The following is a 17,329-nucleotide window of genomic DNA, read 5'->3' as shown; positions in this document are numbered from 1 at the left end:
GCTCATCGGCGTCAGCCGACGGTGCAGGTCAGGTCGGCGTCGACGTGGTCGTGCACGTACCGGCCGGCCTGGGTGGCGATCAGGTCGAGGACGTACCCGACGTCGTCGACTGTGGTTTCCGGGTTGAGCAGCGTGAACTTCAGGAAATGCCGGCCGTCCACCCGGGTCCCGGCGACCACGGCGAGACCGGACGCCGCGAGGGCCTCCCGGGCGTGCAGGTTGGCGGCGTCGGCCAACTCCCGGCCGGGGCCGGTGGGCAGGTAGCGGAACACCACGGTGCTCAGCTCCGAGCGCGTCACCACCTCGAAGCGCGGGTCCTCGCTGACCAGTCGCCAGGCGTCCGCGGCCCGATCGACGACCTCGTCGAAGAGCCCGCCGAGCGCGTCCGGGCCCATCACCCGCAGGGTGAGCCAGAGCTTCAGCGCGTCGAAACGGCGGGTGGTCTGCAAGCTCTTGTCGACCTGGTTGGGGATGCGCTGCTCCACCATCCGGGCCGGGTTGAGGTAGTCGGCGTGGTAGGTGACGTGCCGCAGCGTCAGCCGGTCGCGGACCAGCAGCGCGCTGGAGCTGACCGGCTGGAAGAACGACTTGTGGAAGTCCACGGTCACCGAATCGGCCCGCTCGATGCCGTCGAGCAGGTGCCGGCGCGTCGGCGAGACGAGCAGACCGCAGCCGTACGCGGCGTCGACGTGCAGCCACACGCCGGCTGCCGCGCAGATCCCGGCCAGGTCCGTGAGCGGGTCGATCGAGCCGAAGTCGGTGGTGCCGGCGGTGCCGACGACGGCCATCACCACCAGCCCGGCCTGCCGGCACCGGGCGATCTCCTCGCGGACGGCGGCCGGCCGGATCCGGCGCCGGGCGTCGGTGGGAACCGCGATCACCGCGTCCGGGGCGAGGCCGAGCAGTTTGGCCGATTTCTGCACGCTGAAGTGACCGGCGGCGGAGGTGAGCACGCGCAACCGGGGCAGCAGTTCGGCGCGCTCTGCCGGGCCGATGGCGTCGACGCACGCCTCCTCCCGGGCCAGCAGCAGCGCCTGCAGGTTGGACTGGCTGCCGCCGCTGGTGAAGATGCCGTCGGCGCGGGGGCCGAGACCGATCCGCTCGGCCGTCCAGTCGATCAGCCGGCGCTCGATGAGGGTGGCCCCGGCGCTCTGGTCCCAGGTGTCCATTGAGGAGTTCACGGCGGTGAGCACCGCCTCACCGAGCAGTGCCGGGATGGCCACCGGGCAGTTGAGGTGGGCCAGGTAGCGGGGATGGTGGAACCAGACGGCGTCGCGCAGGTAGACATTCTCCAGCTCGTCGAGGGCAGCGCCGGCGTCGCCGAGCGGACGGTCCAGGTCGACCCGGTCGACCACTGGGGCCAGCTCGGCCGGCGTGATTCCGGTGCCGGGACGGTCCACTGTGGCCACCCGACGGGCGACCCGGTCGACGCCGTCGGCGATCGTCCGGCGGTACTGCTCGACCGAGCCGCCGTGCAGCAGCTGGGCCCGCGCGGCGGTTGACGCCGGTGGCGGCGTGGTGGTCTCGACGGGGTACGTCGGCACGGTCACGGAATGTCCTTCCACGTTCTCGACGAGGGGCAGCCGAAACCCTCCCCGGCGCGGCGGTGCGCCTCGGGGCAGTGCTGCCGATCGGTTGGGGTCGTCAGTCAGGCGGAGGCGCCGGCCAGCGCCTCGGCTCGCAGGTCCTCTTCGGACAGTCCGTGTCGCCAGTAGCCGGCGAAGGTCACCCTCCGGCGGTCGAAGCCGCGCTCGTCGACGAGGTGCCGGCGCAGCGCCCGCACGACGCCGGACTCGCCGGCGATCCAGGCGTACGGGGTGCCGCCGGTGGGGAGCCGGGCGGCGCGAACGGAGCTGACCAGCAGGTCACTGCCGGGCGGTGTGCTGCCCCGCACGATCCACCTGATCTCGGCGTCGGCAGCGGTGGGCAGGTCGGTGATGTCCGCGGCGTCGGGCACCTCGATCCAGGCGCGCACCCGGGTGCCGGCGGGCAGCCAGGCCAGGATGCCCTCGGTGGCCGGCAGCGCGGTCTCGTCGGCGGCGAGCAGCACGAGGTCCGTGCCGTCCGGCGGGCGGAAGCAGACGCTGCGGTTGTCGGGCACCGCCGGGCCCAGCAGCAACACCCGGTCGCCGGGGCCGGCCAGGGCCGCCCAGCGGGAGGCGGGGCCGGTGTCACCGTGGCTGACGAAGTCGATGTCGACAGCGGTGTCGGCCGGGCGGTGCTCCCGGATGGTGTACGAGCGCAGCACCGCGCGCACGTCCGCCGGCAGTGCCCGCCAGCCGCCGAACCAGTCCTCGCCCTGCTCGACCGGGACCACCGGGGCGTGCTGCCCGGGATGCGGCAGGAACAGCGAGACGCTCTGGTCCCGGCCGCCGCCGGCGAAGTCGGCCAGCTCCGCGCCACCGAAGGTGACCCGGATCAGCGAGGCGCCGACCCGGTGGGTGCGGACGACGTGCGCGGCGTAGAAGCGGTACTGCGAGGCGATCGGTGCGGCGGCGCTCGTACTCATGGCGTCAGCTGACCTTCTTCGCGTTCCGGATGGCGGTGGCGAGGTTCTCCAGCAGCGGCGCGGAGCCGGCGTACGAGAAGCGGGGTACCGCGTCCCACGGGCTCACCTGGTTGGCCTTGACCGCCGGCAGTTGCTGCCAGGTCGGCTTGGCGGTGAGGTCCTTGGCCTGCAAGGCGGTGCTGCGGTTGTCCAGCAGGATCAGGTCGGCCGGGAACTTGCCGGCGCTCTCCCAGCTCAGCGCCTCGAAGTAGTCGCCGGCTTCGAGCTTGGTGGGGACCACGATGTCGACGCCCAGCTCGGCGAAGTACATCAGGTCGGTGCTGACCTTCGGGTTGGAGACGTAGAAGAGGTCGGGGCTGCCGGAGCAGGCCATCACCTTGATCCCGGGGTTGGCCTTGACCGCCTGCCGGACCGCCTCGGCGGCGGCGTCGAAGCGGGCCTTTGCGTCGGTGACCTTCTTCGCGGACAGGTCCGCGCCGAGCGACTCGGCCAGCGCCGCGTACCGCTCGATGGGCTTGGTCATCGGCACCCGGGCGGTGGTGATCGCCACACTGGGCGCCAGCGGGAGGATCTTGGCCTTGCTCTCGTCCGGCACGTACCAGAGCGCGTCGGGGTCGTACATGTGGGTGACCAGCAGTTCGGGGCGCAGCGCCGCGTACTTCTCCAGGCTGAACTCGCCCCACACGTTGCCGAGGATCTCGACGCCCTCGACGTTCAGGTCGCCGGCCTGCGGCTCGGCCGTGCCGTCGGCGCGCTTGGTCTCACCGAACACGCCCACGAGCTGCTTGTCGAGACCGAAATCGATCAGGGCCGCCGCCACGCCGGTGAAGGCCACCACGCGAGTCGGACGGGCCGGCGCCTCGACGTTCGTGCCGCGGTCGTCGGTGAACGACCAGGGACCGCTTCCGTTGCCGGCGGCGGGTTTCGCGGCGTCGTCCTTGCCGCAGGCGGCGAGCAGGGTGGCCAGGGTGGCAGCGCCACCGGCGGCCAGCAGGCCACGGCGGGAGAGGCGGCGGGCGGACAGGGCATCGGGCATGGTGTTGTCTTTCGATCAAGGGTTGGCCGGGGTCGACCAGGGCAGCGGGGTTAGGTTAGCCTAACCTCGGTCATTGTCAACAGCGGTACGCCGTGTCGCCACCACCCCGGAGCCCACACTGGACGCCACACCCACCGTCACCCGACCGGCACCGCCCGTGCCGGCCAGGCAAACGGCAGCACCCCCGAGCCGGCGTGGCCGCCGGGCGGCCCGCGCCGCCGGCCTGGTCACCGCCGTGGCACTGCTCGCGGTGATCGTGGTGCTCAGCATCGCGGTCGGCGCGAAGGCCATGCCGCTCGCCGACGTCTGGTCCGGACTACTGCACCGCGACGCCACCGAGTACGCCGTGGTGCACCGGATGCGCCTGCCCCGCACCCTGCTCGGGCTGCTCGCCGGCACCGCCCTCGGTGTGGCCGGTGCGGTCATGCAGGCCCTCACCCGCAACCCACTCGCCGACCCCGGGCTGCTCGGCATCAACGCCGGCGCGTCCGCGGCCGTCGCCACCGCCGCCGCGTTCCTGGGCGTCACCGCCGTCGGCGGGTACGTCTGGTTCGCGCTGCTCGGCGCGGCGGCGGTGACCGCGCTCGTCTACGCCGTCGGCGGCGGACGCGGCGCCACCCCGGCCCGACTCGCGCTGGCCGGGGCGGCGCTCAACGCCACCCTCTACTCCTACGTGAGCGCGGTGATGCTGCTGGACACCGCGTCGCTGGAGCGGCTGCGTTTCTGGACGGTCGGCTCACTGGCCAGCGCGGACTCCGCGACAGTCACCCGGGTGCTGCCGTTCATCCTCATCGGGTTGCTGGTCGCGCTCGGTGCCGCCCGACCGCTGAACGCGCTGGCGCTCGGCGACGACGCGGCGCGAGCCCTGGGCGCTCGACCCGCGCTGATCCGCGCCGCCGTGATCGTCGCCGTCACCCTGCTCTGCGGCGCGGCGACCGCCGCGTGCGGCCCGATCGTCTTCGTCGGGCTGCTGGTGCCGCACCTGGTCCGCGCCCTGACCGGCCCGGACCTGCGCTGGCTGCTGCCGTACTGCGCGGTGCTCTCGCCCGCGTTGCTGCTCGGCGCCGACGTGCTCGGCCGGGTGCTGGGCCGCCCCGGTGAACTCCAGGTCGGCATGGTGACCGCAGTGCTGGGCGGTCCGCTCTTCCTGTGGCTGGTCACCCGCCGACCGGTGGCTCAGCCGTGACTGTTCTGCGTACTTCATGGGGGTTGTCGCTGCGGTTTCGGCCCCGCGCGTTGGGCGTCGGGGCCGGCGCGGCGGTGCTCGCGGCCGGGTTCGGTCTGGTGGCCCTGGGCAGTGGTGACTACCCGATGGGGCCGGCGGACGTGCTGCGCACGTTGACCGGCGGTGGCACCGTGGCGGAGCAGTTCATCGTGCTCGAGCTGCGCCTGCCCCGGCTGGTCACCGCCCTGTTGGTCGGTGCGGCGTTGGCTCTCGCCGGCACGGTGTTCCAGTCGCTGGTCCGCAACCCGTTGGGCAGCCCGGACATCCTGGGCTTCACCCAGGGCGCGTCGACCGGGGCGCTGGTGGTGGTCGTCCTCGGTGGCAGCAGCCTGGCGTTGGCCGGCGCGGCGGTCGTCGGTGGTCTCGGCACCGGTCTGGTGATCTACACGCTCGCCTGGCGGCGCGGGGTGCACGGCTTCCGGCTCATCCTGGTCGGTATCGGGGTGTCCGCGATCCTGACCGGTGTCAACGGCTACCTGCTGACCCGGGCGCCCCTGATGGAAGCCGCCCGCGCGGTCCTCTGGCTCACCGGCAGCCTGGACGGGCGAGGCTGGGCCAACGCCGGGCCGCTGCTCGCCGTCCTGGTCGTGTTGGCGCCGCTGGTGCTCGTCGGCTGCGCCCCGGCGCTGCGGATGATGGAGTTGGGCGACGACGCGGCCAGCGCCCTGGGCGTGCCGGTACGCCGGCTGCGGCTGGTGCTGCTCGCTGCCGCCGTGCTGTTGGTCTCGTTCGCGGCGGCCGCCGCCGGGCCGGTGTCGTTCGTGGCGCTCGTCGCCCCGCACGTGGCGAAACGACTGACCCGGGCCCCGGGTCCGAACCTGCTGCCGTCGATGGCCGTCGGCGCGGCGCTGCTGGTCGGGGCCGACCTGGTTGCGCAGCGCGCGTTCGCCGGGCACCAACTCCCGGTCGGCGTGGTGACCGGCGTGATCGGCGGCGGTTACCTGGTCTGGCTGCTGGCGATGGAACGTCGGGCGGGCCGGCTGTGAACACCCGTGACGCCCTCGAAGGAGCACCCATGCGACCCGGCGATTCCCGACTCGGCGGCGCCGCGCTGACCCTCGCCTACGACCAGCGCACCATTGCCGAGAACCTGACAGTGGCGGTGCCCGACAGGTCCTTCACGGTGATCATCGGCCCGAACGCGTGCGGCAAGTCGACGCTGCTGCGCGCCCTGTCCCGGATGCTGCGCCCCAGCGCCGGTGCGGTGCTGCTGGACGGACGGGACATTCACGATCTGCCGGCCCGTAAGGTGGCCCGTACGCTCGGCCTGCTGCCGCAGTCGTCGATCGCACCGGACGGCATCAGCGTCGCCGAGTTGGTCGCCCGGGGTCGCTACCCCCACCAGGGGCTGCTGCGGCAGTGGTCCCGCGAGGACGAGCGGGTGGTCGAGGAGTCGATGGCCGCGACCGGGGTCGACGACCTCGCCGACCGGGCGGTGGACGAGCTGTCCGGCGGGCAGCGGCAGCGGGTCTGGATCGCCATGGCGCTGGCCCAGCAGACGCCCCTGCTGCTGCTCGACGAGCCGACCACGTACCTCGACATCGCCCACCAGATCGAGATCCTGGACCTCTGCGCCCGGTTGCACGAGGAGCAGGGCCGCACCCTTGTCGCGGTGCTGCACGACCTGAACCACGCGGCCCGCTACGCCACCCACCTGATCGCCATGCGCGACGGGCGAGTGGTGGCCGCCGGGGAGCCGGCGTCGGTGGTCACCGCCGACCTGGTGGCGGAGGTGTTCGGGCTGCCCTGCCGGGTGATCGACGACCCGGAGACCGGCACCCCGCTGGTCGTCCCCGCGGCCCGACGCCGCGCCACCACACTGGCCCCGGAGCCGGCGTGAGCGAGCAGAGCGAGCGAGCCAACGGCGAGCGGCGTTTCCGCGACCCGTGGGGGGTTCCGCACCTGCGGGCCGACGACCCGATCGCGCTGGCGGCGGCGCAGGGCCGGGTGACCGCGTACGACCGGGCCTGGCAGATCGAGGTGGAACGGCACCGCGCCCAAGGCACCAGCGCGGCGTTCCTCGGCCCCGACGCGCTCGACTGGGACCGGTTCGTCCGGCAGGTCCGGCTCGACGACACCGCACGCCGCTGCCACGCGGCACTGGACCCGGCGACCGCCGAGTGGGTGGGCGCCTACGTGGACGGCGTCAACGCCGCTCTCGCCGCCGGGGCGGCCCGGTCACCGGAGTTCGCCGCCACCGGGCTGCGACCGGGTCGGTGGGAGCCGTGGACGCCGCTCGCAATCTGGCTGGGCCACCACATCCTGTTCGCCGGGTTCCCCGGCAAGCTCTGGCGCGAGCACGTGGCGCAGCGGCTCGGGCCGGACGCGGTCGACCTGTTCGCCACCGACGGGCCGGCCGTGGCCGGCAGCAACGGGTGGCTGCTCGCCGCCGAGCGCACCGGCACCGGGGCCGCGCTGCTCGCCGGTGATCCGCACCGGTTCATCGAGGATCCCGGCGTCTACCAGCAGATCCGGCTGGCCTGCCCGGAGTACGACGTGCTCGGGTTGGCGGTGCCGGGTGTGCCGGGCATCGCGCACTTCGGGCACACCGGTCCGGTGGCCTGGGCGATCACCAACGCGATGGCCGACTACCAGGACGTGTACGCGGAGCGGCTGCGCCGCGACGGCCCCCGGGTGCAGGCGCTCGGCCCGGACGGCTGGCGATCGGCGCACCGCCACGTCGAGACGATCGAGGTGGCCGGGGCCGACCCGGTCGAGGTCGAGGTGGTGGAGACCGATCGTGGTCCGGTGATCGCCGGCGGGCCGGACGACGAGACCGCCGTCAGCCTGCGCTACCCGCCCCGGGTCCGGGGTGACCTCGGTTTCGCGACGCTGCCGGAGCTGCTGCGCGCCCGCACCGTGGCCGATGTGGACCACGCGCTGCGGCACTGGGTGGAGCCGGTCAACGTGGTGCAGGCGGCGGACACCGCCGGAGGGCTGTTGCACCGGGTCGCCGGGGCGGTGCCGGTACGGCACCCGGAGAACGGCCGGCGGGTGGTCCCCGGATGGGACGCCGAGTACGCCTGGCAGGGCTGGCACGCGCCGATGCCCCGCGCCGAGGTGATCGGTCGGTCGGTGATGGCCAACGAGCGCGGGCTGGCGGCGCCACTCGGGGTGGAGTTCGCCCCACCGCACCGGGCGCATCGCATCGCCGAGCTGCTCGACGCCCGTTCGGCCTGGACGGCCGACGAGATGGCCTCGGTGCACACCGACACGTACCTGGGCGCGGCCGGGCCGCTGCTGACGGTCCTCGCCGAGTCGACGGGGCTCGGTCCGGCCGCCGCCGCGCTGCGTGAACGACTGCTGCGCTGGGATCGCCGGATGGCCGCCGACAGCACTGACGCGGCGACCTACGCCATCCTGCGGGCGGCTGTCGTACGCCGGATGGCCGCCCACCCGGCGTTGGCGGCGCTGGCCGAGTCGCCCGCGTACCCCGAGGTGTTCGCGCCCTGGCTGGCGCTGACGCCGCGCGTCGGTCACGCGCTGGAGCACCTGCTCGGCGCGACCCCGCTGCCCGGTGTGGACATCACCGCGCTGGTACGCGAGGCGGCCGAGGAGGTCGCCGACGCGGCGGCCGGGCAGGTGCCCTGGGGGGACCTGCACCGGCTGGCGCCGTGGCGGGCCCTGCCCGGGCCGGACACCGGGCCCGGCCCCCGGCTCGACGGTGACCACGACTGCGTGTTGGCCACCTCCAGCGTTCCCGGGGTCACCCACTGGTGCTTCCGGGGGCCGGCGGCGCGCTTCGTCTGGGACCTGGCCCGCCGCTCGGACAGCCGCTGGGTGGTCCCCCTGGGCGCCTGCGGGGTGCCCGGCGACCCGCACCACGACGACCAGAGCGCCGCCTGGCTGGCCGGGGACCTGCTGCCGGTCGTCACGGAGTGGGACCGGCTCGCCGAGGAACTCCACTGACGGCACCGGCCGCCGCTCGGGGTGTTCGCGCACCCCCGGACGGCGGCCGGCCGCAGTGCTGTCAGCGCAGGCCGAACGCCCGGCTGATGCGCTGGCTCACGGTGTTGCCGGCGCTGTCCCGCGCCGTGGTGCGCAGGCTCACGAAGCCGGCCTTCGCCGGTGCGGCCAGCGAGGTACGCCAGCCGTCGCCGTGCCGGGTCAGCCGCTGCTTCTGCCAGGTCGCCCCGTCGTCGTAGGACACCTCGACGCTCACCGCGCCGATCGTGCCGGTGACGTCGGGCAGGTGGGAGGCGACAACGGTCAGCGGTGCCCGCCGCGACGCCCTGCCGGCGGAGTCGATGGCCACCTGGTAGTCCAGCTGGATCATCGGCAGCACCTCGGCCGACTCCTCCCCGGTGACCGCCGAGTGGAAGCCCCACTCGGTGCGGGTCTGCCGGGAGTACGGGTTGGTCCACGCGGCCCGGTCGTTCTCCACCACCAGCCGGTACGGCAGCCGCTGCCCCGCCAGCCCGGAGACCTGGAGGTACTCGGCGTTACCCCAGTTCAGCTCCTTGTCGCCCTGGTAGAGGGTGGTCCGGTTGACCATGTCGTAGTTCGCGTACGCCTCACCGATGTGCCCGCCTCCGTCGCCCCACCCGGGCGCGGGCAGGTAGACGGTGTCCAGGTACCGGACCGGCACGTAGCTGCCGCCCATCCGGGGGCGCTGGATCGGCCCGAACCAGGTGACGGCGCTCGGCTTGCCGGCCGGGTACGTGGTCACCGCCATCAGGTGCTGACCGGTCTCGCCGGCGATGAACGCGTCGTCGATCCACCGCTGGTCGGCGCTCACCCAGTCGGTGCGTCGGCCCTGCGCCGGGGCCGGCTCCTGGTTGCTCGACGCCCAGCCGCGCCAGACGTCGGTGCGGAACTCCAGCGCCTTGCCCTGCCGGTAGTTGCGGAACTCCACGTCGACCCGGGCCAACTGCCGCTTGGTGGGCCGGTAGGTGGGGTCGGCCGGCACCGTGCCGGTCCAGTGGTGCGCCACGTCGTACAGGTAGGTGGTCTCCGGGTGCGACTCGACGGTGAGCCGCACCGCGCCCCGCTCCAGCGCGGCGATGAGCTGCCCACCCTCGTCGGCACCGAGGGTTGCCACTGTGACCGGGGCCGGGCTCTCCGGGCTCCACGCCGCCTCGTCCCACGGCTGGAGCCGGCCGATGCCGTCGTTGACCACGAGCAGGAGCTTCGCTCCGGCCGCCGCGACGGCCTGCGCCTGGGTGGCGATGTCCACGCTGTCACTGCGGCGCACCACAACGGCCCGGTCCCGGACCGGACGCTTGGCCAGCCCCGTCGCCGACGCGTCGGCGACGTAGACCGCGTCCAGCTGGCGACGACCGGCCGGCAGCGCCGGGGTCGCCCGCTTCACCAACAGATCGTCGTACGAGCGACCGCCCGCCGAAACGGTCAACGCCGGCTGCTCCAGCCGCCACCGGGCGCCGAACTCGAACTCGCCGTCGGTCACCGGACGACTCGTCGGCAACGCCCACATGCTGTCGTACGAGTCGTCGGGCAGCACCTGACTCTCGGTGAGACCGTTCTTCGTGGACCGGTGGATGTCCATCCGCAACGCGCTGGCGGTGGCCTCCTGCGGCAACCGGGCCTGCACCTGTCGGGCGGCCCGCGCGTCCAGGATGACGGTGCGGTCGCGGTCCAGGTTCACGTCGGTGAAGCTGAGCATCGCCATGCCCTTGGAATGCGGCCCGTGCGCGCCGCGCACGTCCGTGGAGATCCAACCGTTCCAGCTTCCCACCGGCAGCCGCAGCGTGGCGGTGCCGCTCTCGGGCAGGTCCACGGCGGTGAACAGGGTGTCGGCGGTGAGGATGACCTTGCCGACGAGCGGCTTGCCGTCGCGGTCCTTGGCGACCAGCGTCAGGTTCTGCCGCTGGCCCTCCTTGCCGGCGCCGATCAGGGTGCGCCCACGCACCGCACCGGTGTCGTCGGTGGCGACGATCATGCCGCTGACCTGCTTCTCCACCGGCAGCTTGTCGTACGCGGCGGTCACCGTCACGGTGGCGGTGCCGCCGGTGGGCACGGTGACCCGGTCGGCGGAGAGCGCGAACAGTCCGGCCGGCGCGGTCGCCGCGTCGAGGGCCAGCTTCAGGTCGATCGACGCGCTGCCGACGTTGGTGTACGTGACCGTACGGTCGACGGTCGTGCCCGGCTGCTGCGGCCACGCCTGGAAGCCGGAGTAGGCGCTCGGGGTGGCGAAGACGGTGGCGTGCGCGGCGGCGACCGCGTCGACCCGGCCGGCACCTGCCTGGTACGGGGTGTACTCGGGCGTGGCCTTGACCGTGCTGACCAGCGCTTCCTTGATCCGCTGACCGGTCCAGTCCGGGTGCGCGGCGGCGACCAGCGCGGCCGTGCCGGCCACGTGCGGGGTGGCCATCGACGTGCCGCTCATCAGCGTGTAGTCGCCGGAGCCGCCCCGCACGAAGTGCGAGCGGGCCGCCAGGATGTCCACGCCGGGGGCGGTGATCTCGGGCTTGAGCCCGCCGTCGCCGGCGCGTGGCCCCTGGCTGGAGAAGTCGGCCAGGTGGTCGGTGTTGTCGACGGCGCCCACTGTGAGCGCGGAGTTGGCGGCACCCGGGCTGCCGATGCTGGCCGGGCCGCTGTTGCCGGCGGCGATCACGAAGAGGGCGCCGGTCTCGGCGCTGAGTCGCTCGACCGCCTGGCTCATCGGGTCGCTGCCGTCGGTGGCCTCACCGCCCAGGCTCATGCTGACCACCCGGGCCTTCTGCTCACGGGCCGCCCACTCCATGCCGGCGATGATCCACGAGTTCTGTCCGCTGCCCTCGCTGTTGAGCACCTTGCCGATGTGCAGGCGGGCACCCGTGGCGACGCCCCGCTCGGCGCCACCGGACGCGGCGCCGGTGCCGGCGATCGTCGAGGCGACGTGCGTGCCGTGGCCCTTGTAGTCGAGGATGTCGGGCTCCTCGGGCACGAAGCTGCTGGACTCGGCGATCTGGCCGACGAGATCCGGGTGTTCGGCGTCCGCACCCGAGTCGAGAACCGCCACGTCGACACCGGTGGCGGTGTTGCCCTCGGCCCACAGCTTCGGCGCGCCGATCTGCGCGGTGGACTCGGCCAGGTCCGCGTGCACCCGACCGTCCAACCAGACCTTGGCGATGCCGTTGGCCAGGGTCGGGGCGTCACCCGTACGCCGGGTCGAACCGGCGGTCAGCGCGGTCCAGAACCGGTCGGCGGTGGCACGCTGGCGGGTCAGCGCCGCGCCCTGCACGCTGTCCAACGGTCGGACCAGTTCGGCGCCGTCGACGGCGGGGCGGGTGCGGTTGCGGGCCGCCGCGTCGGTCATCGTGACGATCAGCGGAAGCGCGTCGGTGTGCGCGTCGTCGTAGCCGTCGGCGATGAGGTCGGTGACGTTGAACAGTTGCCGGTCCAGCAGGCCGCTGGTCACATAGGACAGCGCGGCGTCCGGGTAGACGTAGGTGTCGCCGTCGCGCACGGTGCGGTGGAAGCTGGGGGTGCTGCCGTCCGGCCGGCGCACTGTCGACACCGTGCTGCCGTCCGCCGCGGTGGTGACGGTGACCGTGTCACCGGTGATCAGAGTGACGGTGGACGCGCGTCCGGCGGCGGCCGGGGGTTGACCCGCCGGGCGGTCGGGGTTGTTCGGCGGGGCGGCGGCCGCTCCCGCGCCGGGTGGGGTGAACCCGGCCGCCAGGGTGAGGGCGGCGCCGAGGGCGATCAGCCCGGATCGGCGGCGCCGGTGAGACAGAGCCACGATGACCTCTTTGTGTCGAGAAGTGGTACGCACCACAGCATCGACGCAGAGCCCACACCAACCGCGTACCGCACCCCGACGCACTTACGCCATGGCGCAACCCCGCCACGCCTGCCCCACGTCGCGCCCCACCACCCGCGTCGATCTTGCACTTTCTGTCGCGACCAAAGCCGCGAATCAGGACGCATCGACAACCGCAAGTGCAAGATCGGCGGCGGCGAGGAGGGCGGGCAGGGGCGGGTGAGGGAGGGAAGCTAGGGGGTGGGGCGGGTCAGGTTGGCGAGGGCGTCCAGTTGGGTGGGGTCGGAGAGGGCGGAGCCGACGGCCACCACGCGTACGCCCGCTTGCAGGAACGCGCCGGCGTTGCCGGCGTCGAGGCCGCCGGTGGCGACGAAGCGCAACTGCGGCAGCGGGCCGGCGACGGCCTTGAACCAGGCCGGGCCGAGGGCGATCGCGGGGAACGCCTTGAGCCAGGTGAGGCCGTGCCGCAGTGCCTGCTGGGCCTCGGTGGGGGTGGCCACACCGGGCAGGTGCGGCAGGCCACGCGCGGCGGCGGCGTCGGCGACCGCGAGGTCCAGACCGGGCGCGACGGTGAACCGGGCGCCCGCGTCGGCCGCCGCGGCGACCTGTTCGACGTCGAGCACGGTGCCGGCGCCGACGATGCGGTCCCGCTCGGCCCCTGCCTCGACGGCGGCCCGCAGCGCCGGCACCGCGTCGGCGGTGGCCACCGGAACCTCCACCACGTCGATGCCGAGATCCCAGGCACGCTCGGCGAGCCGAACGGTTTCGGCGACCGGCAGGCCGCGCAGGATCGCCATCACCCGGGCGCCGCCGAAGATGTGGTCGAAGTCCGGTGTGGTCATGGTGCACTCCATCCGAGGTCGCGGTGGGACTCTTGCTGCTGGTCGGGTCGCAACCCGGCGGCCCGACTCAGTTCGTCGCGCCCGGGTCGGTCAGGTCGAGCGGCGACCAGGCGTCGGCGGGGGCGTCGATGAGTTTCTCGAACCAGGCCCACGGCGGGACGGGGGCGTTGTCGCCGCTGCTGGTCAACGCCTGCGCCGCGACGAGGTGACCGAGGCGCAACCGCCGCATCGGGTCGAGGCCGCGTAGCAGCCCGGCCAGGTAGCCGGCGGCGAAGGCGTCTCCGGCGCCGACCGGCTCCACCACCGTCACCCGGGGCGCGGGCACGAAAACCGGTTCGGCGTCGCGGGCCAGTGCGGTGGCGCCCACCGCGCCGTCCTTGACCACCACCGTCTCCGGATCGGGCAACAGCTCACGTACGGCCGTCGGGTCGGTGGTGCCCCAGAGGGTCTCCGCCTCGTCCTGCCCGACGAAGACGAGGTCGCAGCGGTTGGCGAGGTCGCGCAGCACCGGCGCGGCCTGGTCGGCGGACCACAGCCGGGCCCGGTGGTTGACGTCGAAACTGACCAACGCCTGAGCCAGCGGCCGGTCGGTCACCGCGTGCTCGACCAGCGCCCGACAGGAGGCGGACAGCGCCGGGGTGATTCCGGACAGGTGCAGCACCCGGGCACCGGCCAGCGCCGGATCGGCCAGCGTGGCGGGGTCCATCCGGGCGGCCGCCGACCCGGCCCGGTAGTAGTGCACGGCGGTCCCCTCCGGGCCCGGGTCCTTGACGTACAGGCCGGTGGGGGCGGCCGGGTCCACGCACACCTGGTCGACGCGGACGCCGGCGGCGGCGACGTGCCGGACGACGGCCCGGCCGAAGGGGTCGTCGCCGACCCGGCTCACCCAGGTCGTCAGGTGTCCCAGGCGGGCCAGGTAGCCGGCCACGTTGGACTCGGCCCCACCGACCGAGACGGCGACCCGCTCGGCGCGCTCCAGCGGCTCACCCGGCGCGGGGCAGAGCACCACCATCGTCTCCCCCACCGCTGCCACCTCTATCGACGGAAGGCCGGCCGGAACACTCGGCTGGTCAGGTCGGGCGGCGGTCGGCATCGGGCACACGTCCTCGGGGCGGGGGTGCTGGGCGTCGCCGAGCCTAGGTGTCCCGCGCGGGACGGGCAACCCGTCGCACGTCACACCTCGGCGCTCAGGGCAACGTCAGCCCGTACGCGGCCAGCACCTCCGCGATCGGCTGGTAGTAGGTGGTGCCGCCGGAGGTGCAGTTGCCGGTGCCGCCGGAGAGGATGCCGAGGATCCTGCCGGTGGAGGCCACGTAGAGCGGTCCGCCGCTGTCTCCCGGCTCGGCGCAGATGTTGGTGCGGATCAGGCCGTAGATCACGCCGGTGGCGTAGTTGACGGTTTGGTTGAGACCGGTGACGGTGCCGCAGCGCACGCCGGTGGTGCTGCCGCTGCGGCACACCGCCTGACCGATGTACGCGTTGCCGGGGCCGTTGATGGTCAGCAGGCCGGGGTAGGTGTAGACCGCGCTCGGGTGGGCGATCCGGCCGGTGTAGCGGATCAGCCCGTAGTCGTTGGTGGGGTAGCTGGTGGCGGTGCGGGTGCCGAGCACTGTGGTCTGGGCGCTGTCGGCGTACCAGGTGGCGGCGGCAGCGGTGCAGTGCCCGGCGGTGATCACGTAGTAGGTGCTGCCGCTGCGCGCGTTCGCGCCGAGCGAGCAGCGCGCACCACCGCCGCCGTAGATGCCCTGCCCGCCGGCGATCAGGGGACGCAGCGTTCCGGGTTCACGGCGCAGCAGCACGCCGGCCCGGTCGGTCACCGCCCGCAGTGCGGCCAGCTCGCCGGGGGCCACGGCGTCGTCGACGGTGAGGGTCATCCGGCCGGTGGCGGGGTCGAGACCCCAGGCGGTGCCCGCGGTGCGTACCCCGGTCAGCGTGGCCGTCGGGTCGGCGGCGGGCGCGGCGGCCCGGTCGGGGACGGCGGCCTGCGCCGCGCCGGGCGCGACGAGCAGCAGGGCGGTCAGGACGAGGGCGACCAGCGGGGAGCGGCGCATCCGAACCTCCGAGGAGATCGAGATTTATGGATGCGGACAAGCATCGCCCGGCGTCCGACGCCGTGGCAACCTCCGGCCGCCCTCTTCCCCGACCAGCGGGAATCGCCGATCCGGGGACGGGCCGCGCCGGGGCCGCCGATAATTCCTCGGGAGACGCGGCGGGAGGCCAGGCATGACCACCGAGGGGAATGCGGCGCTGGTACGCCGGCTGGAGGGGTCGACCCGGGCCACGCTGCTGGAGTTGCTCTTCGACGTGGTCTTCGTGGCCGCCCTCGCGCTGACGTCGACACTGTTGACCGAGGAGCACACCTGGTCCGGCATCGCCAAAGTGCTGCTGATGTTGACAGCCATCTGGTGGACCTGGTCGCTCACCGCGACCACGACCGAGTTCTACGACCCGCAGCGACGCCCGATCCAGGCCATCCTGATGATCGCCATGGTCGGTTCGGTGGGGATGGCGGTGGCGCTGCCGATGGTCACCATCGGGCACCTGCTGCTCTTCGTGGTCTCGTACGTCGGCACACACCTGATTCGCTGCATCATCCTGGTCGCCGCCCTGCACCGGCAGGGGCACCGGACGGCCCGGGAGCGGGCCACCCGGTTTCTCTTCTGGTTCACGGTGTCCGGTGTCTTCTGGGTCTCCGGCGCGCTGTCAGACCGTCCGAACTGGGGGCTCTGGACCATCGCCATAACGATCGACCTGGTCGCCTCTGCGGCCCGCTACCCCACGCCCCGGCTGGGCCAGGTGCCCATCGCCCAGTACAAGCGGATCACCGGGCACCTGGGCGAGAGGTACCAGCAGTTCGTCATCCTGGCCCTCGGCGACATCGTCCTGTTGCCGACCCTGCAGGTCAGCCGGGGCAAACTCGACTCGCTCCGGGTCACCGCCCTGCTCTGCGCGTCCATCACCATGCTGCTGCTCTGGCAGATCTACGCCTACCGCGCCAGCGAGTTGTTGCAGGCGGCCGAGTCCCATGCGGGCCGCCCGGCGCGGCTGGCTCCGTACACCCATCTGGTGCTACTGACCGGTGTGGTCGCCACAGCGGCCTCGTTCGAGCTGGTCGTCCGCCATCCGACCGGAACGACACCGGCGCGGTGGCTCATGTTGATCATCGGCGGCCCGGCACTGTTCGTGCTCGGTCGCGTCCTGTTCGCCCTGCTGGTGTCCTGGGTCGTGCCGTGGCGGCGAGTGGCCTGGCAGCTCACGCCACTGCTGGTGCTGCCGTGGGCCGGCGGCTGGCCGCCGCTGCTGGTCGCCGCCGTCGTGGCGCTCGCGCTGGCCGGTCACATCTTCGTCCCCGCCCGAGACCGGGAGACCAGGCCAGGGCTGGAGACGAAGCAGACCGACGACGGCTGACCCTCAGGCGACGTGTCGACCGGCCCACTCGGCGAGGTCCCGGGCGCACGCGTCCACCGACTCCTGCCAGGTCCGGGCCGCGCCCTCCCCCGCCTCGTCGCTGACCTGCTTGACCAGCCGGCACGGCACGCCGGCCTGCGCGGCGGCCCAGGCCACCGCGTACCCCTCCATGTCGACCAGGTCGGCGCGCTGCGCCAACCGGTCCCGCTCGGCGTCGTCGGCGACGAAGGTGTCACCGGTCGCGAGCACCGCGCCCTCGGCGGCCAGCGACAGCGGCGCACCGTAGGTCTCGCCGGTGAGCGTGCGCAGCAGTTCGGTGTCCAGGTCGTGCTGGAGCACCGTGGCGACCTCGTGGATGCCGGCCCAGCCAGGGCGCAACGCGCCCGCCGTACCCAGGTTGAGCAGCAGGGTCGGGCGCGGCCCGGCGGCCAGCACCGCGGCCACCGCGCTCGCGGCGTTCACCTTGCCCATGCCGGTGAGCAGGACCGGCAGCTCGGGCGGCAGGTAGCGGGCCTCCTCCCCCACGGCAAGAACCACCAACGGGCGATCGGCGCGGACCGTACCTCGAAGATTCACCGGAGCATCGTACGAGCCGACCGGTGGG

13 protein-coding genes are annotated in these 17,329 nt (G+C 73.4%); 5 read left to right on the top strand and 8 right to left on the bottom strand.

Translation table 11 applies throughout. From position 1 onward, the window contains the following. Nucleotides 1-11: 11 nt before the first annotated feature. The 3 genes from PSH03_RS08175 to PSH03_RS08165 form a co-directional block, all read right to left on the bottom strand. Nucleotides 12-1,550, bottom strand: coding sequence for a pyridoxal phosphate-dependent decarboxylase family protein (locus PSH03_RS08175; protein WP_238688731.1), 1,539 nt, complete (start codon nt 1,548-1,550; stop codon nt 12-14). Between the two features lie 98 nt (nt 1,551-1,648). Further along, a complete protein-coding gene (locus PSH03_RS08170; protein WP_238688730.1) occupies nt 1,649-2,509 on the bottom strand; it encodes a siderophore-interacting protein in 861 nt (286 codons plus the stop codon). A gap of 4 nt (nt 2,510-2,513) precedes the next feature. Next, nucleotides 2,514-3,545, bottom strand: a complete 1,032-nt coding sequence (locus PSH03_RS08165; protein ID WP_238688729.1) for an ABC transporter substrate-binding protein — start codon at nt 3,543-3,545, stop codon at nt 2,514-2,516. Nucleotides 3,546-3,618: 73 nt separating this feature from the next. On the opposite strand from PSH03_RS08165, the gene PSH03_RS08160 reads away from it, so the two are divergent. From PSH03_RS08160 to PSH03_RS08145, 4 genes are read left to right on the top strand one after another with little or no spacing between them, the layout of a single operon-like run. Further along, nucleotides 3,619-4,731 (top strand): FecCD family ABC transporter permease, encoded by a 1,113-nt coding sequence (locus tag PSH03_RS08160; protein ID WP_372494716.1) that lies wholly within the window; start codon nt 3,619-3,621, stop codon nt 4,729-4,731. Next, complete coding sequence (locus PSH03_RS08155) at nt 4,728-5,756, top strand: FecCD family ABC transporter permease (RefSeq protein WP_238688728.1); 1,029 nt, start codon at nt 4,728-4,730, stop codon at nt 5,754-5,756. Before PSH03_RS08160 ends, PSH03_RS08155 begins: the two co-directional genes overlap by 4 nt. Before the next feature lie 29 nt (nt 5,757-5,785). Then, nucleotides 5,786-6,610: an ABC transporter ATP-binding protein gene (locus PSH03_RS08150; RefSeq protein ID WP_238688727.1), complete on the top strand. Its 825-nt coding sequence runs from the start codon at nt 5,786-5,788 to the stop codon at nt 6,608-6,610. Beyond that, nucleotides 6,607-8,679, top strand: a complete 2,073-nt coding sequence (locus tag PSH03_RS08145) for a penicillin acylase family protein (protein WP_238688726.1) — start codon at nt 6,607-6,609, stop codon at nt 8,677-8,679. Before PSH03_RS08150 ends, PSH03_RS08145 begins: the two co-directional genes overlap by 4 nt. Nucleotides 8,680-8,740: 61 nt before the next feature. Here PSH03_RS08145 and PSH03_RS08140 read toward each other — a convergent pair whose 3' ends face one another. From PSH03_RS08140 to PSH03_RS08125, 4 genes are all read right to left on the bottom strand, one after another. After that, nucleotides 8,741-12,454, bottom strand: coding sequence for a S8 family serine peptidase (locus tag PSH03_RS08140; protein ID WP_238688725.1), 3,714 nt, complete (start codon nt 12,452-12,454; stop codon nt 8,741-8,743). Nucleotides 12,455-12,708: 254 nt separating this feature from the next. Continuing rightward, nucleotides 12,709-13,317, bottom strand: coding sequence for a bifunctional 4-hydroxy-2-oxoglutarate aldolase/2-dehydro-3-deoxy-phosphogluconate aldolase (locus PSH03_RS08135; RefSeq protein WP_238688724.1), 609 nt, complete (start codon nt 13,315-13,317; stop codon nt 12,709-12,711). 67 nt (nt 13,318-13,384) lie between these two features. Further along, nucleotides 13,385-14,341 carry a sugar kinase gene (locus tag PSH03_RS08130; protein WP_238688723.1) on the bottom strand — a complete coding sequence of 319 codons (957 nt, stop codon included), beginning with the start codon at nt 14,339-14,341 and terminating at the stop codon, nt 13,385-13,387. 163 nt (nt 14,342-14,504) lie between these two features. Beyond that, on the bottom strand, nt 14,505-15,368 hold the full coding sequence (locus PSH03_RS08125) for a S1 family peptidase (RefSeq protein ID WP_238688722.1): 864 nt from the start codon (nt 15,366-15,368) through the stop codon (nt 14,505-14,507). Nucleotides 15,369-15,540: 172 nt separating this feature from the next. Between PSH03_RS08125 and PSH03_RS08120 the strand changes: the two genes are divergently transcribed. Then, the gene (locus tag PSH03_RS08120; RefSeq protein WP_238688721.1) at nt 15,541-16,725 is read left to right on the top strand and encodes a low temperature requirement protein A; all 1,185 of its coding nucleotides are present in this window, start codon (nt 15,541-15,543) and stop codon (nt 16,723-16,725) included. 3 nt (nt 16,726-16,728) lie between these two features. On the opposite strand, the gene PSH03_RS08115 is transcribed toward PSH03_RS08120, so the two are convergent. Beyond that, a complete protein-coding gene (locus PSH03_RS08115; protein ID WP_238688720.1) occupies nt 16,729-17,301 on the bottom strand; it encodes a nucleosidase in 573 nt (190 codons plus the stop codon). Nucleotides 17,302-17,329: the final 28 nt, after the last annotated feature.

Source organism: Micromonospora salmantinae (assembly GCF_022230905.1).
Lineage (GTDB): Bacteria > Actinomycetota > Actinomycetes > Mycobacteriales > Micromonosporaceae > Micromonospora > Micromonospora salmantinae.
The sequence above is the reverse complement of the archived record's forward strand: the minus strand, read 5'-3'. Positions and strand labels throughout refer to the sequence as shown.